Below are 21,657 nucleotides of genomic sequence, written 5' to 3'. Positions count from 1 at the left end.
CCACCATCGATGCACCTCAACAATAAGTACGCGACAGGTTACACTTCTGAATAACCGCGCTGCTCATCTACGTCACAATGACCTTTGCCGTCATGTAGGGATGGAACATACAGTGGTAGGCAAAGGTGCCGGCTCCTGTAAACTTGAAACTATAAGTACCACCAGGGTTAATGGTGCCGCTGCCAAAAGAACTGCCCGTCACGGTATGTGGCGCCTGGGTACTATTGACCCAGGTCACAATGGTTCCAGGGACAACGCTGATTGTTGCCGGGCTAAAGGCAAAGTTGCCATTTTTCAGCGTGATGATCGTGACCGTTACCTTTGGCGGCGGTGTGGGAGTAGGAGATGGCTTAGGGGTTGGGGTAGGAGATGGTCTGGGCCTGGGGGTGGGCGTTGGTGTTGGGCGCGGCGGGGTTGTGGCCGTCGGCGTTGGCTGCGCCCTGGTGGGAGCCGGCGTTGGACTGGACTGAGATGATGCTGTGGGAGATGATGTAGGGGTCAAACCTGCGCTGGTCGGAGTATTAGTAGGGACGCTTGCAATAAACGTGCTTGTTGGAGTCGGCGTTGGATTGCCGTTCGTGCTGCTGCTACCACCGCCACAGGCGGCGACGAGCGTCAGGATAGCCAGCCCTACCAGGCTAAACCAGGCCAGCCTTGCGCGGCGTGACGGGACCGGGAAGATGCGTTTAGGAATCATAGTTTCCCCCTTTTCCTGGGCCTTCTTGAGCGACAATATGCTTAAACTCAATCAGGCTCCATCTGAAGAGATATACGGGAAAGGGTTACGCTATAGCCGTTCGCTCCCTGGCACTTTTTGGGTGTAGGCAAGCGTGGAGAAATATTAGCCCCGGAGCTTCATATAAGCCAGCCGCAGCCCTTCGAGAGGTAAGTATTGATTCACGTACTGGATTTCGGGGATGATGGGGGACATCAACTGCGCCAGCCCACCGTGCGCAATGACCTTGACCTCGTTTTCGTCCGTCACGCCCGGTATCTCTTTGCGCAGGCGGCTGATCAGGCCCTGCACGAGTCCCACGTGCCCGTAAATAATGCCGGACTGCATGTTCTCAATGGTATTCTTGCCCAGGGCGGCACGCGGCGGCGTCAAATCGACGCGAAACAGGCGCGAGGCCGCGCTGCTCAACGCCTCCGCTGAAATGACCAGGCCGGGCGCAATCGATCCGCCCAGGAAATCTCCCTCGCGCGAGATCACATCAAAGGTTGTGGCCGTGCTGAACGCGATGATAATGGCCGGCCCACCATAGAGGTGGTGCGCGGCCAGCGAGGTGACTATACGATCTGAGCCAATCTCCCACGGATTATCGACCAGCAGCTTCATGCCCAGGTCTACGCTATGATCGAGGACGATTGCCTCCTTCTGGCAATAGATTAGGGCCAGTTCCTGGAAGACCGGCGTCAAAGGGGGAACGACGCTGGACAAAATGATGTCATCGATATCGGCAAAAGAGTACCCGGCATAACGCGCCAGGTCATTCAAAACCATGGCATATTCGTCGGTCGTGCGCTGGCGAGCCGTGGAAACGACCCAGCGATTTTTCAGCGCCGTGCTATTATACAGGCCAAACTTGATATTGGTATTGCTGATATCGATGGCAAGTAACATAGGAGTCAGACCCTTTCCTGGCCCGTTTAGGGATTGAAACTCAGGCTAATTGCTGCACGCTGGCCGCGTATTGCTTCAAAAGAGCGGCAATGATGTAAGGATCGCCGTAAGCCGCATCCGTGACGACAATCACTTCGCTTTGATTGCGATCGTCAACGAATGCCAGCGTGGTGGGAGTGCGCATGCGCTTGCGGCGGGCGCCCTCGCTTCCTGTGGCAACATTGCGGCGACCAAAAAACATGCTGCCCAGTTGCTCGCCAAAGCCGGGCATCTCGCGAATCGGGTTGCTCGTGGTCGTGCGCTCCGGCTGTGGTGGGCGACCGCCTCGTGCCGTGACGTGTCGCACATACATCAGCGGCACATGAATAATCCTGGAGCCGTCCTGCTTGACAAAATCTTCGGGCGTAATCACGATCACATGCTTATCGGCCTGGCTCAAGCGGCGCGCATCCATGATAAGCGCCCAGATGCTGCCCAGACCAACATACAGCATAATTCCGAGCAGTATTGTAGTGAAAATGATAGCAGCTGCGCCCTGCTGGTAATTATGCGGGATGGTGAGCCACGCGATGACCGCGAAAAGACCCAGCCCGACGATAACACCGAAAATCCAGCCGAGGATGCCTATCGCGACTTTCCTGCGCGACAGCGGGAAAACGATCCAACCATGGGGCATATCACCGCCGGTTTTGACTCGATCCAGTATCTCCGTTGATTCCATGGGTTTGCTCCGTTTCTGAATGGGAAGAGTCCTGTATATAGATTATATCAGACTTATTACGTGTCGAGATAATAAAGATCAGGGCGATTGAAAAGTCGCGAGACCGAGCTTGATTTTGTCGGAGCGCCTTGTACAGTTGACCTCACTTGACTCGACTTTTCAATCGCCCTGGAAACGAACAGAGGAGGCTTGTGCCCACCGGTTGCACATGCTACACTTGAGAGCAGTACAGCATTGTTAGATTGTTGAACATACCGGCAGACTGTGTTTCATGCAACAAAGGAGATGGGCCATGAACACTTTCCAACTCACACGTCACCTGAGCCTGGTACTCTTGCTGTTCGCCTTGCTGCTCCTCACTGGAGTGCCTTTCGCCCAGGCCCAGCAGCGCTCTCTACCTCACACTGCCGGGCAGATCACCGAGTACCCGCTGCCCCCGGGCCACAATCCGTGGGGCAGTATTGCCAGTGGACCCGATGGCAACCTGTGGTTCCTGGAATATCCCGGCAACCGGGTTGGGAAAATGACCACCCATGGCAGCTATACCGAGTACTCTATCCCCACCCCAGATAGCCGCCCGGTGGGCATCACGGCCGGTCCCGATGGCAATCTGTGGTTCACCGAGTGGTGGGGCAATAAGATTGGCAAAATTACCACTAATGGCAAAATCACCGAGTATCTCATCCCCACCCCCAATGCCTTTCCCGCTAACATCACGACCGGTCCTGACGGCAACCTGTGGTTTGCCGAGTACGCCGGCGACAAGATCGGGAAAATCACCACCAGCGGGCAGATCACCGAGTACTCGCTGCCACATGGTGGGGGACCATTTGGCATTACCGTAGGTCCCGACGGCAATCTCTGGTTCACCGAATACGATGGTGTGCGTCGGCTGGGCAGGATCACCCTGAGCGGGCAGATCAGCGAATATCCCATCCATTACACCTCGCGCAAGTGTACCAAAGGGGGAGTAGCCGATCCCTATGGCATCACCAGCGGACCCGATGGCAACCTGTGGTTTACGACGACGGGCTTCTATGGCTGCATTGGTAAGATGACGCTCCAGGGCCAATTTACCACCTATCCGATTCCTGGTCCAAGCGATCCACAGGGGATCACCACCGGCCCAGATGGCAGGCTCTGGTTTACCGAACAGGTGGGTGCGATTGGACGAGTAACTATCAAGGGGAAATTCAGGCAATATTCCTTCTCTGGTACAGCCCAACCAGATGGGATTACGGTGGGACCCGATACGAATCTCTGGTTTGTGGCACCGGGAGATGATGCGATTGGCACCATTACCTGGAGTTAAGGAGCGTGATCCGCTCTGAACAAAGGAAAAAGCAGAATTTAGGAACCTTTCTTCAAGGAAGAGATTCACGATTTGAGCATACTGATATTCCACCCGAGGAAACGAGCGAGGAGATAGATCGTCTATCTCCTCTTTCGTTCTCTGTTCAGAGATTATTTCCTTGAACAACTAAATCATCACTGCGTCGTAATTTTGCCAATCTTGTTTCCTGAGTATTCGGCGAACCACAGGTTACCGTCCGGGCCAGCCGTGATGTGATCAGGCAAGCTATCGCTCTTTGGGATGGTGTATTCGGTAACCGTCCCTGTTGGCGTAATCGTACCGATCTGATAATACTCGGTAAACCACAGATTACCGTCCGACCCGTTGACAATGCTATTAGGAAGACAGCCCCCGTTGGCAAGCGAGGCTAACTCACTCAATTGCACCTGTCCACTGGTCGTGATCTGACCAATTTTGGCCTGTGTGCTAAACGGCGGCACATCGCCTCCCACGTTGATTTGTTCGGTGAAGTAGAGGACTCCACCAGAACCCAGGGTAATATCATTTGCCCTGGCATGATCTGAGGGCAGCTGATATTCGGTAATTGTACCATCGGTGGTGATACGCCCAATATTCGCTCGATTGTTTGAGATAATGGCATACTCGGTGAACCAGAGACACTGCGCCTGCATGCCATCGCCACACGGGCCGCTGGTGATACCTTCTGGCTCGCTATTGGCATTGGGCAACATGTATTCCGTGAGCTGGCCGGTCGTCGTGATCTTGCCGATGCGGTTGCCGTCAAACTCGGTAAACCAGAGATTGCTATCAGGGCCGCTGGTGATGCTCTCGGGTTCACTGTCATCATGAGGAAGTGCATACTCGGTGATCTGGCCAGTCGTGCTAATCTTCCCAATGCGGTTGCCATCAATCGAATTGAACTCGGTAAACCACAGGTTGCCATCGGGTCCGCTGGTGATGCCTTCCGGTTCACTCATCGTGGTGGGCAATGTGTATTCCGTGAAGACGCCGCCTGGGGTAACCTTTCCAATCTTGTTTCCGTGGCCTTCGGTAAACCACAGGTTGCCATCAGGGCCGGTGGTGATTCCAACCGGCTGGCTCTCTTTAGTGGGGATTGCATACTCAGTGACGGTGCCAGCCGTCAGCGGTGAGGCCTTGCTCGTAGAGATGCCTGGGCTGAGCCGTAATGCTGTAGCAGTCTGAGTGCTTATGACCAGTCGTGAGAGGCTCAGTCCCAGCACCAACGGTGCCAGGAGCAACAATCCGAAGATCATCCGTCTGTGCCGTATCGCACATTTCATAGTGAGACTCCTTCTATCTCTGCCTTGAAGCGAATCAAACTCCCAGGATACAGCCTGCAGGCGAATTGCTCTCCATTTCCTGGATGATATAGTAGTCATCGATACCGTGTGAATTGACCCACTCCTGGTTGGCCTGACCCCCATCATAGGGGTAAGGCGTGGGACCAAATTTCCCGGCACATAGATCACCAATTTCCCCCTCTCCCCTCCAGCCCAGATCAAAATCCCCTCCTCCGTCAGTGGCTGCTTCAAACTGCTCGTGTGCCGAAGCGTTGATGGCCCCATCGGTCGCATAGCTATTAGGATCATTGGGATGGGTGGGAACGCCGCACATCCCTCCTTGTTCACAATAGAGGATATATCCAAAGATGGTTGGATTATCTTGCGGCCCAAAGGATCCATGACCCGTCACTATCCCTGCGACCGTATTGGCCCCTGGAAGCAGGTAGATCGGGAAGTAGTTGTTATAGCCCCCGGTAGGCCAATTGTTGTTGACGATGGCCAGCTTGACTTCATTGATGAAATCCTGAAGCGTCAGTTGCGTGTTGTAGCTGGTACCAGTATCTTCCCAAACGCCTGCCAACGCTGCCGAGGTAGGCGTCCCATTGTTCCCGGCATACTCAGTGAGCATGTTGTACAGGCGATTGCCACCCACATCACGATAGTACTGCTTGATAGCTGACATATAGGTACTCATCGCACCCTGATCTCCAGGAAACCAGAAGATCGCGTAGACATTCATCGTGCCAGGCGCGACCGGTCCGCCATAATAGGTCACCGGATTGCTGTCTGGCACTCTGGACTTCGCTCTGGCCGTCATCCCTGCTGATCGAGGAAGCACCGTCATAATAACAGCAAGGGTGAGCAGGCAACAGAGCACGACAGGGACTGCTTTTCCTTTCATACTAAAAGGCTCCTTTTCCTTTTTCGTGAAAGACTGCGCAAACACCGATCGGTTTGCCTTCCAAGCATACCCTGAACACCGCCATTTCTCATGCCTTTTTAGACCATTTTTTCTACGCTCAAGAGCGTATTCTTCGCTGAGCTATGTACGCTCTTAAGCGTAGGTAGAGGATCAGGGACCGGTAGTGGATGAAGCAGAGATATCTTCAAGAGGCGGAAAGAGACCGGAGAGATAAGCAGCTACAGCGGCATCGCGTTCGTTGTGAACGCCCAATTTCTCATAAATATGCTGCCGGTGTTTGGCAAGCGTGGCCCGGCTGATACTTAACTTCCTGGTAATCTCTTTCTGATTGTAACCACGGCAGATCAGGACTAACACGTCGTGTTCGCGCCTGGTTAGCGGTGCGGGTACCTGCTGTTTGGACGCCGAGAGCAAACTTTGCTGCAAGGCACCGGCTTCACAGGTGTACAGGAGCCAGCCACAGGCCTGAGCAAGCAGGTGAGCCGGCGCAAGAGGGAGCGCAGGACGTGTTGGCTCCCCTGGATCAGTCACGACAGCGGGCGTCCCATACATCTGGTCGCGAAACTGGATAGGGAAGCTGACGGCCACAGCTGCAGGAGGTACCGGTGCTTCATCAGCAGCGTGCTGGTCTCGCGAAATAAATAGCGCGCGTGCATGTGTGGCCACCAGGACTTCCTGGCTGAGGCGATCAACGACGCCCTGGGTCTGGTCACACAACGTTTGCCCAACACGAAAGAGATGTTGGAGGATAGGTACGCAGTCTGCAATGTCCGCATCAGATGTTAGCTCTGGTTTTGGTTGTTCAGGTTGCATCTCCGTAGAGATCCTTTCCAAATAACTACCCGTTTATACAAAAAAGAACCAATGTTCTATTATAACCTTTGTCATGGAGCATTGTATATAGTCTGGTACCTTGGCATTACCAGGGCTATTGAAAAGTCGCGAGAACGAGCTTGATTTTGCCGGAGCGCCTTGTACAGTTGACCTCACTTGACTCGACTTTTCAATAGCCCTGGAAAAAGATATCCCAGTATATTCACCACCAGCATAACATGGTAAAATGCATTGTGGAGAAACTTATTTCGTGGGGAGATTATGGACGAACGCATGCAGGCCGAGGCAGCGGAGGCGATAGAAGCGGCTCGCGAACTGCTCTCAGACTTCAGGGCGGCGCACCCTGATTGGCAAAACGATAGAACGCCGGTGGATGAACTGGCCTCCTGGCTCGAACTGGAGGTCGCGACATTTCATCCTGATGACTATCCGCAGGGGACGTATGGCTTCTTCGAGGCGAGTGAGAAAATGATCTGGCTCTGCCGCGGCCTGCCCGAAACGTTCCGGCGCTTCACCCTGGCGCACGAACTGGGCCACGCCGTGTTGCACCACACGGACGACCACCCAACTTATCGCCGGTTAGCTGCGCTCCCAACTACTGCCGACCCCGTTGATTCAGGAAACCTGGAGGAAGAGACCTGCCAATCACATGATGTACGCGAGGAAGTGATCGCGCCAACCTTCCAGCAGCAGGCCGAAGAATTGCTCGGCGCAGGCGTGGCATATGACCCGCGCAGCCGGCGCGAGCTGGCCGCTAACATCTTCGCCGCCGAACTATTAATGCCGCTTGAACGCGTGCGCGCGCTCTACCTGTCATCGCATATCCCTGCCAACCAGCTTCCCGCCATCTTCGACGTTTCACAGGCAGCCATGCTTAATCGCCTGGCAGAGTTGCTTCGGGAGCAACCAGAACGCCCTGCGACAAACCTTTCTGGTCGTCCTGATACACCCAAAAAACAGTACGACGAGTTCCAGCGGGCCGCTATCGAGGCCCCAACGCCAGCGTTGATCGTGGCCGGGCCGGGCAGCGGCAAAACCAGCACGCTGATCGGGCGCGCCGATTACCTGATCCACGAAATGGGCGTCCAACCAGGGCACATCCTGGCCCTGACCTTCTCGCGCAAGGCGGCAGGGGAGATGCAGGATCGCCTGCAAGCGATCCTGGACGTCGACAGCATCCCACCAACCGTCAGTACATTTCACGCATTTTGCGCCGAACTGCTACGTACCTATGGTCATCTCGTGGGACTGCGGCAGGATTTCACCTTTGTCGATGATGTTGAGGGGTATTTTCTGCTACGCCGGTTGGCCGCGGACCTGCCGCTGCGCCATTACCAGAACCTGGCCGCGCCAACGATGTATTTCCCTGCCATTCTGAGCGCCATCTCACGCGCCAAAGACGAACTGGTCACGCCCGCACAATACAAAAAACTGGCCGCGGATATGCTGGCGCAGGCGCGCAATGAGGAAGAGACACAGGCGGCTGAGAAGGCGCTCGAGATCGCTGAAATCTACGCGCTCTACCAGCAGCGCCTGGAGCGGCAAGGCGATACCGATTTCGGCGGCCTGATCATGCTGGCAGTACAGCTTTTACAGGAGCATCCCGGGGTATGCAGTGAGTTGCGGCAAAAATACCAGCATATCCTCGTTGACGAATTCCAGGATATCAATCGCGCCAGCGGCGTACTATTGCGCCTGCTGGCGGGGGAACAGGGAAATGTCTGGGTGGTCGGAGACGCGAACCAGGCCATCTATGGCTTCCGCGGCGCTTCACCGGCCAATATCGCCAACTTTCAGGACGATTACCCGGATGCTGTCATCCTGCCGCTCAGCCGCAATTATCGCTCGCGCCCGGATATCGTTCGCCTGGCACAGACCTTCCGGCGCGAACTGCTGGAAGCAGGAACGGATGCTGGCGAGTTGGGCAGCGTGCAGGCGGCGCGTTCAGATCTGCCCGCTACTTATGTCACGCTGGCGGTGGCCGCGAACGAGGCCGACGAACTGAACGGATTGGTCGGCGATATCCGGCGCAAGCATGCCGGGGGCTACAGCTTCCGCGATATCGTCGTGCTGTGCCGCACAAGGGCGCAGGCGCGCAAAGTCACGCAGGCGCTGGTAACGGCGGGACTGCCTGTGAGCGAGCGCGGCGGCATGCTGGAGCAGGAACACATCAAAAACCTGCTTTCCATTGTGATGTTACTGGCCGATAGCAGCGGTATGGGCATTTTGCGCGCGGCCCGCCAGCCCGACCACCCCTTGAGCCAGGACGATATCGAGTCCCTGCTGCTGGCGGCCCGCGCGCAAAAATGCGACTTGATCGACCTGCTTTTGCGCGGCGAGGCCCCGGCTAGCATGAGCGCGCAAGGCTCTTCATCGCTGGCACGCCTGTCCGCGATTTTAAAGGCGCTGCGGTATAACACCAGCGTCTGGGCGCTGCTGGCCGACTATCTCTTGCTCGAAACCTCGCTGGTGCGCGACCTGCTCTCCACCCCGAACCATCCCCAGAGCGGCGCGCTGCTGGCGGATTATGACGGTCTGCTGCAACTTGCTCGCTACTATGACCAGCAGCAGCAAACACTGCGCGCGCAGGAGGCCCTTGCGCGCGGCGAAGATATCCCCCAGCCGCCACCTTTAAAGGAACAGGCAAAAGGCTTCCTCGATTACCTGAGCGTGCTGCTTGCGCTGCGCCAGGATGGCGGAAACCGGCGCGAAGGCGCTGAAAACGGGAATGAACCACTCCCTGACGTTATTCGCGTGATGACCGTGCATGCCAGCAAGGGCCTGGAATTCCCGGTCGTGTACCTGCCTTTCCTGGTCTCGCGCCGTTTCCCCATGCAGAAACGAGCGCAGACCGCACCACCACCGCGTGGCATGCTTCCACCCGGAAGCGAAGGCGACGCCGCGCACGAAAGCGGAGAGGCCTGCCTCTTCTACGTGGGAGCGACGCGCGCCCGCGACCATCTCATTCTGAGCTACAGCGAACGCTACGGCAAAATGACCTACAAGCGCTCGCCGTATATCGACGCGCTCGTCAGGGGCCTTCCAGAGGAACGTATCACACGCCTGATCTGGCAGGATGAGCTGCCCACGCTTGTCCATGCCACGCCACAGGGCGGGGCAAGCTCCCTCACCCCACCTCCACCACAACCCCCGCCCCTACTGGCTATCTCCTCGCAGCCCGGCGAAAGTTTTATCGCGGCCATGCAGCCGGAAACGCTCAGTGCTACCGCGATTGAAAATTATGCTACCTGCCCGCGCCGCTATGCCTATAGCAGCATTTACCACTTCCACCTTGAGGGGGGAGCATACCAGCTTTTCTGGCAGGCGACGCGAGAAACGCTGGATGCGCTGCAAAAGCGACTGGACGAGGACAGGCAGGCAGGAGATCAGCAGGGACAACTCTTGAGCAGGCAGGAGGCCGAGGAACTGTTCGCACAGCATTGGCACGATCACGATGGACATACCTTTCCTTTCGCCTCGATCTACGAGCAGCACGGACGCGAGGTGACCGAACTGCTGCGCCGCAAATTGCTTGAGGGTAGCGATGGAGACACACGAGAGCAACTGCGTCAAAGCTATAGCGTGACTATCGCGGGCAAAACGATAGAGGTGCCGGTAGATGGCGTCGAGGTGGCCGCGCAGGACGAGAAACCGGTCAGGTTCATCCGCCGGCGTTTTGGCAAGGGCAAGACAAAACCGGCGCCGGGCACCAGGGAGCTGCTCTACGCGCACGCCTCGCGCCAGCACCATCCAGGCCAGAACGTCGAATTGCATTACCACAATATGAGTACCGGCGAAACGTTCGAGGTCAAGCTAACAGAGAAAAAGGAGCAGAGCCTTTATAATGAACTGGAACAGGCCATCCAGGGCCTGGAACGCCACGAGTTCCCGCCGAAGCCCGACGCGTTTGCCTGCCCAACGTGCCCATTCTATTTGATTTGCCCGGCATAACTCACTGGTGACAGGATGCTATTCTACCTCTTATCCATTCCCGCCAGCCCGGTACTGGTCCGGCAGCCGTCTTACAAGCGGCGAACTTAAAAAGACTTCTTTCCGCCTATCATCGCCAATACTATCCGCAAGCTGGTACACGATATCAGCCGCCCGCGCAAAAACCTGCGCGGCGCGTTCCGTATCGCCCTGCTCCAGGTAGAGGTCTCCCAGTTCTGCCAGCATTGGCCACAATTCCCCCGGCAGGCCGATCTCCCGCGCCAGCTGCGCCGCCTCCTGCAGGTAGGCAATCGCGCCGTCCAAGCGGTGCTGATAGCGGGCGAGCGATGCCAGGGAGCGCAGGTATGGAATGCGATGGCGCCGATTGCTGCCAATACTTTCTCCAACGAGCCGCGTGTAATTTGCTGCCAGCTCGACCTCGCCGGCACGCAGCAGAGCCTGCGTTTCATAGCAGCGATGCAAGCGAGTGGCAAGTAAGAAGAGGGGAATATCAGGCTCGATTGCCAGCCGTGCGAATGCCGCAGCCTCTTCCCACAATCCGGACAGGGCGCAATCCGCGCAGACTTCTGCCGAGGCCACGCGCGTGAGCGGATAGGATTGAACCGTTTCATGAACTGCCATAGATGCCAGGTGAGCCGCACGCGCCTCGTCTAAGGCCAATATCGCCCGGTAAACGGTGCCCGCAAGCATCTGGCTGTTCCCGGTCCAGGTTGTGATATCATGCGTGCGCGCTATATCCATACATTGTTGAGCTAGCGCCAGAGCCTCACCGTATTTCCCCATCTCCATATACGCCGTTGCCATATGGTAGAGCGTGTTGGCTTGCCCCCATAGATTTTCGGCCTCCAATGCGATTGCGCGCGCTTCTTCCGCAATGGCCAGCGCCGCCGCTGGCTGGCCAGTATGAATCTTGACACTGGCCAGCAGGCAGCGGCAATCAACCTCCATGGCCCGGTTGCCCAGCCGCCGGTAGATATCCAGCGCTTCCTGAGCATAGGGCATACACTCTTCCCACTGCCCACTATCTTTTATCCCGTAAGCGGTGACATTGAGGCAGCGCGCCACGAGTTCTGCCCAGTCAAGCTGTCGCGCCAGCGTTAAAGCGCGCTGGCCGTGTTCGACTGTCGCGCGTACATCGAAGCGATAGAAATACAGTTGTGCCAGGCTCCACTCGGTCTCTGCCAGCGCGGTAGTATCATTGCTTTTCTCACCGGCATCCAGAGCCTGTTGCAATAGCAGCATGGCCTGGTCGAGATCATAGGACTCGTGAATTATCACCGTCGCCAGGTGATTGAGCGCTATACACTCCATGCCTGGGGCATCTAGCTTGTGCGCGAACGCCAGCATCTCCTGGTAGATGGTACGCGCGGCCTCAAGCTCGTTGATAAATTCGTAGGCCCGCCCTAACTGATCATAGAGCATGCGCATCGCTTCCGCTGTAGGAGCATGGGATTCCCCCGGTGTCGCCTGCCATTGTGCGGCGATTTGCCGCGCCCGCTCATAGTGCGCAATAGCATCACGCACCGCGAAGAGTTGCATAGCGTTTTCGCCTGCCGCGATGCTGAAAGAGAAGGCCTGAACTGGCTGTCGGGCAGCGAGAGCGTGATGCACGAGTTCCGCGGCGGGGGCCGCAACTCTCTGTAGCATGTCCAGGGCGCGGCGATGAAAGATACGCCGTCGCGCTTCACCCGCTTCGGTGTAGACAACGTCGCGGATCTTATCGTGCGTGAAAAAATAGGTACCGGTTGGAGCGTTAAGATAGTCTCCGCTTTCAGTACCGGCCTCGTAGAGCAGGCGCCTGGCCAGCAATTCATCCAATGCCGGCAGGCCCTCGTTCTCACCCAGATCTGCCACCTGGCATAAACGTTCAAAGGTGAAGTGGTGGCCAAGCACCGCTCCGGCTGCCAGCAGCGTGAAAGCTGGTGGCGTCAACTGATCGAGGCGGGAGCGAATCACTTCGCGCACGCCCGGGGGCAGAAAGTGATGCAGGTTCGAAAGGTCGTCCGCCCGGCCTTCGTAGTCAATGCGCCAGCTTCCATCCACCTGGCGTCGTGTCGAGAGCACTCCATGATCAAGCAATGCCTTCAGCGTTTCCATGATGTAGAAAGGCTGCCCCTGAGTTTCGCCAAAAAGCCATTCCCCTGCAGCCTCCACGCGAGAAGTGCAGATAGCGCGTACCAGTTCAAGCGTGCTATCCCGCGTAAGCGGCTTCAGTCGCAGGCCGGTTACCTGGAGATCTCGCTGCAGGCTCTCCAGCGAACGCGCCAGGTCGCTCCCGGCGCCGGCGGATTCCAGGCGCTGGCCCAGCAGCAAAAGGATGGGCGTTCCCTGTTCCATCCAGCGCCGCCCGGCATAGTGCAGCAAATCAAGCGAGGCGACATCGATCCAGTGAATATCATCGAGGAAGAGCACGACCGGCGCGTATCCGGCCAACGCCTGTAGCAGGCGCGTGATTGCTTCAAAGAGGCGCAGGCGGGCGATATTTTCATCGCCCGTTGGTTCGGGCAGGTCGGGATAACGCTCGCGCAGTTCGGGCAGCAGGCGGGCGAGTTCGGCCAGCCAGGGATCGCTCAACAGGTCATCGGGAGCGTTCTCACGTTCGATACGCAGCCGCAGGGCATCCACGAGCGGTTGGTAGGGCAGGCGACCGCCCGCCTCGAATGCCCGTCCTTGCAGCACATCCGCGCCCATTTCCGCAGCCCGCCCCAGAAACTCGCTCGCCAGGCGCGTCTTCCCCATACCCGCCTCACCTCTCAAAATCACCGCCCGCATTTGACCCCGCTCGACATCGCGATATGCTTCGATCAGGCGAGCATATTCCTGGACACGCCCAACCAGTGGACCTACCAGGACTCCAGAGGTTGATTCCTCCCACTGCTGAGCGGAGCTTTGTTGCGGCGAAAACGCCTTTCCGCGCTGTCCTCTCGACCTGGTCGTCGTACCTCCGGTAGCGTGGCCCACTTCAACTTCTCGCCCGCGCACCACTCCGCTCTGTATGCTTGCCGCGAGGGCTTCCATTTCTGCCGAAGGCCGCATATCCAGCTCTGAGGAAAGATAGGTCCGGTAGGCTTCGTAGGCCTGTAGCGCGGCATTGCGATGACTCGCGGCCAGGTGCGCCTCCATCAAGCGCATGCGAGCGCTTTCATTGAGAGGATCATGCGCAATCCAACGAGCAGCGGTCTCGATGGCATCCGCGACGGCCCTATCTCTCAATTGCGAAGCGGATAGCCGTTCCAGGAGCAGGCTCATGCGGCGATGGCAGGTTTCGCGTTGCAAGAGCAGCCAGTTATCAAAGTCGGGGGCATCGTTCAACGAAAAGCCCTCCAGAAAAGGGCCGCGATACAGCCCGGCAACCTCCCGTAGGGGCCGATTGACCGCGCCCACCGCCGATGTACCGGCCCCCGTCGTATTGCGCGCCTGAAGCCGTTCATCACCACGCCCACCGGCATCGAGGGCAAGTGCCGCCGCAAGCGTATGAACGTCAAGTTCAACATTCGACGTGAGATCGAGACCCAGAACCTCTCGTTCGATATGCAGGTGCGATGCCCCGGACTCCTCCATATCATGGAGCACGCTGCGCAGGTTGGCCAGCGCCCGGCGCAGCGTAGTACGTCCCTGGACGACATCGCTCTCGGGCCAGAACAGCGTCGTGATCTTCTCGCGCGAATGCAGGCCGCCCTCTACGGCCAGGTAAATGAGCAGGGCCAGTTCTTTACGCGTGCGGAATTTCACCGGTTGTCCAGAGTGGAGCACCTCCGGAGTTCCAAGCAATGCGAGGCTCAATTGACCCATTTGTTCACGCTCTTTTCACGTCTTTGCCACGATGCCCTGGTACAGTAGGCGCAGATAGTTCAAAGATATTCTAGCCTACTGTTCAGGAAGATACAAGAGATGGAAACTGATGTATTCGCTCCCGAAATCCGCTTCGGCCTGGCCGCGCTGAGTGTCTCGCACCTGGAACGCTCCATCGCGTTTTACCGCGAGACGCTTGGCTTTCGGCTGGTGCAGCGTGACAATGACAATGCCCTGTTGGGCGTGGACACGGCTATGCTCCTGCTTATCCAGGAGAAAGATGCAGGCCCCAGGCCCATCAACGCCCTGGGCCTGTATCACATCGCGATCCTGGTACCTGGCAGAGCAGACCTGGCAGGCTCCCTGCGTCACCTGCGCGAGGTTGCTTATCCACTGCGCGATGCCTCCGATCACATCGTGAGCGAGGCGCTTTACCTCGACGATCCCGATGGCAACGGCATCGAGATCTATCGCGATCGCCCGCGCAGCACCTGGCCCTGGCAGAACGGGCGCTTGTATGGCTCAAATAGCAGCGAACCGCTGGACCTGGAGAACTTACTGTCGGAACTGGACGAGAACGACTATACCTGGCGAGGTTTACCATCCCGCACATGTATCGGGCATATCCATTTGCAGGTTGCCGATCTCGGCCATGCTGCGACCTTCTACCGCAAAGCGTTCGGTCTGGACGAGACAATCACGGGCATCGCAGGAGCGTGTTTTCTTGCCGCGCACGGCTACCATCACCATCTTGGCCTGAACACCTGGAACAGTCTGGGGGCATCACGCCCGCGCGAGAATGTCGTTGGGCTACGCTTCTTCGTCATCTGCCTGCGGGATGCGGCGGCAGTCGAGCGCATCGCAGCACAACTGGAGGCGGCAGGTATTCCCTGGGAACGCTGGAAACACCGGGGACACGGGGCAGACTTGAACGCGCTCGTACTGCATGACGCGGATGGCAATACCATTCTTGTCATGGCCGATCTGCCGCAAAGCAACGAGGAGGTGATCTCGCTCGCGAAAATGCAGAGATGATATCGTCCGACAACATCCAACCAACACAGATTAGAAAGGAACACATCCCATGTCAACCGAAACCAACAAAGCCGTTGTCCAACAATTCCTCGAGGCCTGGAGCAAAAATGACCTCGCTACCCTCGCGTCAATTGTGACCGGGGACTGGACCAACTTTGATGACAATCTGCCGCCACTGCCGCGCGGTCCTCAAGGCGCGCAGGCGCTGAGCAATCTCTTCCACGCGGGCATACCGGATATGCAGGTAACCTTTGAGTCCGTTATTGCCGAAGGAGATCTGGTGGCTATTCGCTGGTTGAACCAGGGCACGCACACCGGCGAACTGCTGGGTATTCCGCCAACGGGCAAGAGCGCCAGCGTCAGGGCGACCGGCATTTTCCGTGTTGTCGACGGCAAGGTCGCCGAGAATCACGTTAACTTCGACGCGCTTGGCATGTTGCAGCAACTGGGCATAGTGCCCCCGCTGGGACAGCCCGCGCAGGCGATATAGTATGCTATGGTCATTCCATAGCAATAATCCAAAAAAGGAGTACTTTCCATGTCAGCAGAACAGAACAGGACGTTAGGTTATCGTTGGGCGGATTTATGGAACCACGAGAAAGAACTCAGCGTCATTGATGAGATCGTCGACCCCAATTTCGTCTCACACAGCGCGCCGCCTGGATTAGCGCCGGGTATCGAGGGAGTTCGACAATGGGCCACGCTCTTCCGTAAGGCTTTCCCGGATATCTATTCGGTCGCCGATGACGTGATCGTTGAGGGCGACAAAGTAGTAGAGCGTTTTACATCAGGGGGAACGCACAAAGGGGATTTCTTCGGCATGCCACCAACCGGCGTAAGCGGCTCAATCACCGGCATCAACATCTTTCGTGTCAAAGATGGCAAAATTGTCGAGCACTGGGGCAACAGCGACGACCTGGGCCTGATGCAGCAACTTGGTATGATTCCATCGATGGCGTAAACGAAAGGTGATACTAGATAACGAGGGTGCCCGGAACCTACAGGCTTTCGGGACTCTCGTCGTCTGGCATTACCCTTCTTCCCTCTTCCCCATACACACCCTTGTATGCGGGGGGCAGCATCGCCGCGATGCTACGCATGACCTGCTCGGTCGCCACGTCGATATCTTCGCGCGTGATCTTTGTACCCGCCGGTTTCAGGATGATCGGTGGACCATAGGCGATGGTAACGCGCGGGCGAAACTTTTTCAGCACGTGTTCGCTGCCCCAGATCGCTACCGGCACGACCGGGGCGCCCGAGCGCAGCGCGATCATGCCCAGGCCTGCATGCCCTTTTGCCAGTGTGTGCGTCTTGCTGCGCGTGCCCTCAGGAAATATCAGCAGCACTTTGCCCTGTTTCAACTGTTCATCAGCTGTGCGGATGGCCTGGCGGTCACCTTCACCACGCTTGACCGGGAAGCCGCCCATGAAGCGCACAAGCCAGCCTACATTGCTATGGAAAGCCTCCTCTTTCGCCATCGCGACCACTTTATAAGGAAGAAAGGCGGGAATGAGCGGAATATCAGTCCACGAAAGATGGTTGGCTGCGATAATGAGAGGCCCTTTCGATGGGAGATTCTTGCGGCCCAGCACGCGCACGCGCATGACAAACGGAAAGATAATGCGCGCCAGAATACGAATCAGATTCCAGGCGATGAGCGGCGTATCATACGGTTCATACAGATTTTTTTCCGGCTTTTTTGCCTTAGCTGGCTTTTTCAGATCAGCTGTTGCCTGTTGCGGAAGCGGCGATTGTTGCGGGTCGTTGTGCCCACCAGAAGAGGTAGTTGAATTGACATCCTGCGTCATACTGGATCCTCCAGGTAACTAGAGATGAGATCGAGTACCTGCTCAATTGTAAGGTTGTCGGTCGCAATTATAATGGCATCCGGGGCAGGCTGCAGGTTAGCGCGATCGATCTCATCACGGCGCGCAATATCCTGTACTACTTCTTCTAACGATGGAAGTTGCCTGTTCGCTGCACCCGTGGCTTGCTGTCGCTGTTCCAACTCGGCATAACGGCGGCGAGCGCGCTCCATCAGGCTGGCGGTAAGGTAAATTTTTAGTTCGGCATCGGGCAGCACCACGGCTCCAATATCGCGTCCCACCATGACGACGCGGCCTGTCTGGTGTGCCATGGCCCGCTGCTGAGCAATGAGGATGGCGCGTACTTCGGGGTGGGCCGAGACGATGGAGACGGCCCGCGTGACGGGGGCGCTGCGGATATCCCAGGTAATATCGCGTCCTCTAACGGTGACGGTATACTGGCGGCCATCTTGAATATGTGGATGGCTAATGACGATGTGGGCATGCTCTGCCAGCCGCGCCAGGGCGGGTCCATCGGTAATATCGACGCCTTCCTGCAATGCCAGCCACGCGACCGCGCGGTACATTGCCCCCGTGTCGATATAGAGATAACCCAATCGCTGCCCCAATAGTTTCCCTATCGTACTCTTGCCAGACCCGGCAGGCCCATCGATAGCGATACACGCTGGCTTCTGCATGTTCCCTCCATACATTTATCGATGCCGATACTCAGTCAGAGGGATTATATCACATCAGCCCTCTCACCTCTTCATCCCTTAAATACCTCCACTCCCCCACCGGCAAATCCCCCAGCGTGAGCTTCCCCACGGCCACTCGTTTCAACTCCAAAACCTTGTATCCTACGGTAGAGATCATCCGGCGCACCTGCCTTTTGCGCCCCTCGTGGATTGTCAGCGCCAGCCTGCAATTCGCGCCCGCGCGCTGCAAAATGCGTACTTGCGCGGGCGAGGTGCGGTAGCTGCGTTCGTCATCCACGACCACCGTTACTCCTTCGCGCAGGGCGGCCAGGGCTTCCTCAGTTGGACAGCCCCGCACCAGCGCTTCATAGTGCTTCTCAGTCGAGTAGCGAGGATGGGTCATGCGCTGCGCGAAGTCGCCGTCGTTGGTCAGCAGGAGCAGGCCGCTGGTATCAATATCCAGGCGGCCCACCGGATAGACACGCAGGCGGCGCAGTTCGACAGGGAGCAGATCCAGTACGGTCGGGCGGCCCTGCGGATCAGCGGCTGTGGTGACGTAGCCGGTGGGCTTGTGCAGCATGATATAGACGTGCCGGGTGGGGGTCTGCACCGCCTTACCATCGACGGTCACCGTATCGCGTTGCGGATTGATGCGCGTGCCCTGACTGGTAATCGTAGCACCGTTCACCTGCACGCGCCCGGCTGCGATAAGCTCCTCGGCATGGCGGCGCGATGCCACGCCCGCACGCGCCAGAAACCGCGCCAGCCTTTCGCCCTCCTGCTGCGTCATAGCGTCCTCCATTCGTACTTACCGGCGATGCAGCGCGCGCAAAGCTTCTCGCGGCAGGTCGCGGCATAGATATAGTGCAATCCCTGCTGCTGGCAGGCGCTCCTGGGTTCACCACTCAACTGAAGCTGGCGGCACATCGCCCGTGTGATGGTATTGGAAGGGAGCGCCGGATACCTTACATAGAGGCTTTCAGCCTGTTCCGCGAGCCGCGCATCGTTCTCCAACAGGCCCACAGCAGCGGCAAATGGGAGTACCACATTGCAGATCAGGATGTCCGTTCGCGCCGGGCTCAGGCCTTCGAATATGGCACGGATACGCTGGATAATTTGCGATGACCTGCTGGGATGCGACCCGCTTTCATAATAGGGTAGTGTAAATACCTCCGTGGCACAGGTGGGAAGTAGCACTTCTCGCAACGTCTCCCACAAGCCGGTGGCGCGCCAGCTTCGAACGAGGCGGCCCAGGATGCCCAGGCGGCGGGCATCTAGAGGCGGTGGCTCGTTGCTGTGACCCAGCGGTTCGGGAATGTCGCCTTTGTCCAGCATATCGAGCAGGTGCAGACCGGCGGCGCGAAAGAAAACGCGATCTCGCCCGTATCCAAGACCCTCTGCAAGCGCGCTTATCAAGCAGGTATCATAGGCGCTGAAATCGCCGTGGGGGGATGCCGCGCGCAAGAGGGCGAGCAAGGTCTGTGTCTTCTGTTCGAAACGCAGCAGGCCGGCAAAGGTCAGCAGGCGAGCGCATTCCGCGTCGCTCACGCGCGAAAAGCTTTCCCGGCACGGCCAAACAGGTGGGTCATAGGCGAGAGGCGGCAGGTCATTGAGACAGCAGGTGGGGATGATGCGACCATCCTGGCGGCGTATCGGGGTCACGTCATCATAAATTAAGACGACATGCAGGATGACATTGTTGTAACGCGGGTCGCTATCGTGAGCATGAGCACACCAATCGCTGGAGCGGATGTGAAATTCGACATCGCCTACCACCCGTTTTTCATCTCGTTGCCGCCCGGAAGCGTCCCGCGCCGGTAACTTTCTGCCATGCATAAAAATGAGGACCGCGTCGCGCACATCCGGTCCCATTGAGCCTCCCGGACGGCCCTGGAAATCCACCCGGCAGGTGGCGCCATCGCTGAGCGGCATGACGATATCGCGTGATACTGTCCACCAGCGGCGAGCAACGTCGGTTTCCTGGAGATAGGCATACGCGTTCACTTCACATCGACTCAGGTGGGTGAATTATAGGAATCTTTATGGTGCTATCCTCATCATCTACTTCAATCGGAGCACTTTCTGCCACTTCTACCTCAGTAGACGCCCTGTCGAGTTTTTCAAGGTCTTCGAGTTCGCGTTCGGTAGCGGCATAGGACATGCCCTCGGCAACTTCAGCCTCCGCTTCGGCGTTCATGGCATTATTGACCGCCTGCTCCTCGTTCGCTTCGGCATCGGCCAGAAAAGCCAGCGCGCGCGTTAGCTCATCTTCCGCGTTTCGCAGCGCCAGGTCGGCCTCTGCTCCGCTTAAGGCGCCACTGCGGATGGCGAGCCGCACCTGCCCCAATGCCGCCTCGGCCTCTTGCACGCGGCGGCGCGCTTCCCGCGTTTGCGCGCTGCTGGCCTCCGCAATCGCTTCCGCTGAGGCCGCGCGCTCGGCAGCAATTTCGGCAACAGACCTTGCCGCCAGGGCATCTACGATCTCCTCTTCCACCTCTAGCGCGGCGATCTCGCCATCCTGGATTTCCGCGGCATCCTGGGAAGGCGGAGTTTCTTCCATCGCGACCGCCTCGTCAGGCGAGCCTGCATAGACTTCTATCTCTATCTTCGAATAGCCCCCGGCCTCGTCTTCCTGTCCTCCGCTTTGGAGAAGCTGCTCTTCGCCGGAATCTTCAAGCCCAGCGCCAGGCTCAGGGGCTGTACTTTCCTCCCGTTCGGCCTCCTCGGCAGCGCGTTCGGCTTCGCGGGCAAAAGCCCTGGCACGCTCCGCCTCGGCCTGAGCCCGCGAGAGTTCTTGTATGAGATGGCGACCAGAACCCACCTGCTCCACACGGGCAGCTATCTCGGCTGCTCGTTGCGCCGCGAGACGCGCGTTTTCTTCCGCGGCTTCGGCTGCGGCACGTGCATCCCGGACACGCTGCGCGGCTCTACTGCTGGTCTCTTGTGGAGCGGCGGTCCCGACTTCTCCGGCAAGTTGCTCCCGGCTCTCGCCAGCGTAAGCGAAAGGTGGGCCTGCATGTTCAGCATCATCAACCAGCAAGACTTCCTGCATAAACGCATCACCGGTAGAAGGCTCCTGCTGCGTCTCGCCTGCGGCCTCCTGCCCGGAAGCTACCGGCGATGGCTCAATTTCCGCCTGCCCCGCGGCCTTTTCCTCTTCATTACCGGTTGCGGCTTGCGTCTCTTGAACTGCTAGAGCTCCTGTTTGGGACTCGCCAGAGAGCTGCTGGCGAATTTCTGACAGGCGGCTCTCTACACGCTGCACGCGCCGCGTGCGTTTCTGCAAACGCGCCTGCGCCCGCTGAAAGCGTTCCAGCGCTTTGGCCTGCGCTGCCTGGGCTTCTTGCAGGCGTTCAAGCAGGCGTTGCTCGCGTCTCTGCAATCGCTTACGTGAATCTTTGGTCAAAGATGGCTGCTCCTCTGGTCGAAGAGATGGCTTCTGCTCGCTCATGCCTCTATCCTCCATGCAAAAGCCAGGCGTACTGGCTACTTTTTACCCCTTGATCTTTATTTTTGAGCGCCCTGCATCATAATCCTGTGATCTTTTTTACCAGATGTGTCAAGCAGCGAAGCCACGTTGCAGCGCTGCCTGAATGGAATCAGCGGACTGATTCCCTTTCAATAACGCGAAATCCAAACCCTTTTTGCACCTGCTA

The 21,657-nt window shown here is 57.8% G+C and carries 17 protein-coding genes; 5 read left to right on the top strand and 12 right to left on the bottom strand.

Annotation, left to right across the window (positions count from 1 at the left end; translation table 11 throughout):
• Positions 1-67: 67 nt before the first annotated feature.
• The 3 genes from VFA09_10680 to VFA09_10670 all read right to left on the bottom strand — a co-directional run bounded on the left by VFA09_10680 (position 68) and on the right by VFA09_10670 (position 2,345).
• Positions 68-697 (bottom strand): plastocyanin/azurin family copper-binding protein, encoded by a 630-nt coding sequence (locus VFA09_10680; GenBank protein ID HZU67729.1) that lies wholly within the window; start codon positions 695-697, stop codon positions 68-70.
• A gap of 144 nt (positions 698-841) precedes the next feature.
• Positions 842-1,624, bottom strand: a complete 783-nt coding sequence (locus tag VFA09_10675) for a type III pantothenate kinase (protein ID HZU67728.1) — start codon at positions 1,622-1,624, stop codon at positions 842-844.
• A 40-nt stretch (positions 1,625-1,664) separates the two neighbouring features.
• Complete coding sequence (locus VFA09_10670; protein HZU67727.1) at positions 1,665-2,345, bottom strand: hypothetical protein; 681 nt, start codon at positions 2,343-2,345, stop codon at positions 1,665-1,667.
• A gap of 292 nt (positions 2,346-2,637) precedes the next feature.
• On the opposite strand from VFA09_10670, the gene VFA09_10665 reads away from it, so the two are divergent.
• Positions 2,638-3,657 carry a Virginiamycin B lyase gene (locus VFA09_10665; GenBank protein ID HZU67726.1) on the top strand — a complete coding sequence of 340 codons (1,020 nt, stop codon included), beginning with the start codon at positions 2,638-2,640 and terminating at the stop codon, positions 3,655-3,657.
• Between the two features lie 176 nt (positions 3,658-3,833).
• Here the strand turns inward: VFA09_10665 and VFA09_10660 are convergent, their stop codons facing one another.
• The 3 genes from VFA09_10660 to VFA09_10650 all read right to left on the bottom strand — a co-directional run bounded on the left by VFA09_10660 (position 3,834) and on the right by VFA09_10650 (position 6,699).
• Positions 3,834-4,961, bottom strand: a complete 1,128-nt coding sequence (locus VFA09_10660) for a Virginiamycin B lyase (protein HZU67725.1) — start codon at positions 4,959-4,961, stop codon at positions 3,834-3,836.
• 34 nt (positions 4,962-4,995) lie between these two features.
• Positions 4,996-5,865 (bottom strand): hypothetical protein, encoded by an 870-nt coding sequence (locus VFA09_10655; protein HZU67724.1) that lies wholly within the window; start codon positions 5,863-5,865, stop codon positions 4,996-4,998.
• 171 nt (positions 5,866-6,036) lie between these two features.
• Positions 6,037-6,699 carry a helix-turn-helix transcriptional regulator gene (locus VFA09_10650; protein HZU67723.1) on the bottom strand — a complete coding sequence of 221 codons (663 nt, stop codon included), beginning with the start codon at positions 6,697-6,699 and terminating at the stop codon, positions 6,037-6,039.
• A gap of 282 nt (positions 6,700-6,981) precedes the next feature.
• On the opposite strand from VFA09_10650, the gene VFA09_10645 reads away from it, so the two are divergent.
• Positions 6,982-10,671, top strand: coding sequence for a UvrD-helicase domain-containing protein (locus tag VFA09_10645; protein ID HZU67722.1), 3,690 nt, complete (start codon positions 6,982-6,984; stop codon positions 10,669-10,671).
• A gap of 30 nt (positions 10,672-10,701) precedes the next feature.
• Here VFA09_10645 and VFA09_10640 read toward each other — a convergent pair whose 3' ends face one another.
• Positions 10,702-14,463: an AAA family ATPase gene (locus VFA09_10640; protein ID HZU67721.1), complete on the bottom strand. Its 3,762-nt coding sequence runs from the start codon at positions 14,461-14,463 to the stop codon at positions 10,702-10,704.
• Positions 14,464-14,562: 99 nt separating this feature from the next.
• Here VFA09_10640 and VFA09_10635 point away from each other — a divergent pair, with 99 nt between their 5' ends.
• The 3 genes from VFA09_10635 to VFA09_10625 are packed head-to-tail and all read left to right on the top strand — an operon-like array spanning position 14,563 to position 16,459.
• A complete protein-coding gene (locus VFA09_10635; GenBank protein ID HZU67720.1) occupies positions 14,563-15,498 on the top strand; it encodes a VOC family protein in 936 nt (311 codons plus the stop codon).
• A gap of 49 nt (positions 15,499-15,547) precedes the next feature.
• The gene (locus tag VFA09_10630; protein HZU67719.1) at positions 15,548-15,988 is read left to right on the top strand and encodes an ester cyclase; all 441 of its coding nucleotides are present in this window, start codon (positions 15,548-15,550) and stop codon (positions 15,986-15,988) included.
• A 48-nt stretch (positions 15,989-16,036) separates the two neighbouring features.
• Positions 16,037-16,459, top strand: a complete 423-nt coding sequence (locus tag VFA09_10625; protein ID HZU67718.1) for an ester cyclase — start codon at positions 16,037-16,039, stop codon at positions 16,457-16,459.
• Positions 16,460-16,496: 37 nt separating this feature from the next.
• On the opposite strand, the gene VFA09_10620 is transcribed toward VFA09_10625, so the two are convergent.
• Genes VFA09_10620 through VFA09_10600 form a run of 5 tightly spaced genes read right to left on the bottom strand, consistent with a single transcriptional unit; the run spans position 16,497 to position 21,452 of the window.
• Positions 16,497-17,306, bottom strand: coding sequence for a lysophospholipid acyltransferase family protein (locus VFA09_10620; GenBank protein HZU67717.1), 810 nt, complete (start codon positions 17,304-17,306; stop codon positions 16,497-16,499).
• Positions 17,303-18,001, bottom strand: coding sequence for a (d)CMP kinase (gene cmk / locus VFA09_10615; GenBank protein ID HZU67716.1), 699 nt, complete (start codon positions 17,999-18,001; stop codon positions 17,303-17,305). Before cmk ends, VFA09_10620 begins: the two co-directional genes overlap by 4 nt.
• A 49-nt stretch (positions 18,002-18,050) precedes the next feature.
• Entirely contained in the window at positions 18,051-18,791 is a 741-nt protein-coding gene (locus VFA09_10610; protein ID HZU67715.1) for a pseudouridine synthase, read from the bottom strand.
• Positions 18,788-20,005, bottom strand: coding sequence for a DUF2851 family protein (locus tag VFA09_10605; GenBank protein HZU67714.1), 1,218 nt, complete (start codon positions 20,003-20,005; stop codon positions 18,788-18,790). The genes VFA09_10610 and VFA09_10605 overlap by 4 nt, the downstream gene beginning before the upstream one ends.
• Position 20,006: 1 nt before the next feature.
• Entirely contained in the window at positions 20,007-21,452 is a 1,446-nt protein-coding gene (locus VFA09_10600) for a hypothetical protein (protein ID HZU67713.1), read from the bottom strand.
• Between the last annotated feature and the right edge of the window lie 205 nt (positions 21,453-21,657).

The sequence above is a fragment of the Ktedonobacteraceae bacterium genome (assembly GCA_035653615.1).
Lineage (GTDB): Bacteria > Chloroflexota > Ktedonobacteria > Ktedonobacterales > Ktedonobacteraceae > DASRBN01.
Note: the sequence above shows the minus strand (reverse complement) of the source record. Positions and strands in the feature narration are given on the sequence as shown.

Excerpts from the sequence above, each read along its gene's own strand:
- VFA09_10665 (HZU67726.1), top strand. The coding sequence starts at position 2,638 with ATGAACACTTTCCAACTCACACGTCACCTGAGCCTGGTACTCTTGCTG.
- cmk (HZU67716.1), bottom strand. The coding sequence starts at position 18,001 with ATGCAGAAGCCAGCGTGTATCGCTATCGATGGGCCTGCCGGGTCTGGC.
- VFA09_10640 (HZU67721.1), bottom strand. The coding sequence starts at position 14,463 with ATGGGTCAATTGAGCCTCGCATTGCTTGGAACTCCGGAGGTGCTCCAC.
- VFA09_10630 (HZU67719.1), top strand. The coding sequence starts at position 15,548 with ATGTCAACCGAAACCAACAAAGCCGTTGTCCAACAATTCCTCGAGGCC.
- VFA09_10670 (HZU67727.1), bottom strand. The coding sequence starts at position 2,345 with ATGGAATCAACGGAGATACTGGATCGAGTCAAAACCGGCGGTGATATG.
- VFA09_10655 (HZU67724.1), bottom strand. The coding sequence starts at position 5,865 with ATGAAAGGAAAAGCAGTCCCTGTCGTGCTCTGTTGCCTGCTCACCCTT.
- VFA09_10675 (HZU67728.1), bottom strand. The coding sequence starts at position 1,624 with ATGTTACTTGCCATCGATATCAGCAATACCAATATCAAGTTTGGCCTG.
- VFA09_10625 (HZU67718.1), top strand. The coding sequence starts at position 16,037 with ATGTCAGCAGAACAGAACAGGACGTTAGGTTATCGTTGGGCGGATTTA.
- VFA09_10635 (HZU67720.1), top strand. The coding sequence starts at position 14,563 with ATGGAAACTGATGTATTCGCTCCCGAAATCCGCTTCGGCCTGGCCGCG.
- VFA09_10645 (HZU67722.1), top strand. The coding sequence starts at position 6,982 with ATGGACGAACGCATGCAGGCCGAGGCAGCGGAGGCGATAGAAGCGGCT.
- VFA09_10660 (HZU67725.1), bottom strand. The coding sequence starts at position 4,961 with ATGAAATGTGCGATACGGCACAGACGGATGATCTTCGGATTGTTGCTC.
- VFA09_10680 (HZU67729.1), bottom strand. The coding sequence starts at position 697 with ATGATTCCTAAACGCATCTTCCCGGTCCCGTCACGCCGCGCAAGGCTG.
- VFA09_10610 (HZU67715.1), bottom strand. The coding sequence starts at position 18,791 with ATGACGCAGCAGGAGGGCGAAAGGCTGGCGCGGTTTCTGGCGCGTGCG.
- VFA09_10650 (HZU67723.1), bottom strand. The coding sequence starts at position 6,699 with ATGCAACCTGAACAACCAAAACCAGAGCTAACATCTGATGCGGACATT.
- VFA09_10600 (HZU67713.1), bottom strand. The coding sequence starts at position 21,452 with ATGAGCGAGCAGAAGCCATCTCTTCGACCAGAGGAGCAGCCATCTTTG.
- VFA09_10620 (HZU67717.1), bottom strand. The coding sequence starts at position 17,306 with ATGACGCAGGATGTCAATTCAACTACCTCTTCTGGTGGGCACAACGAC.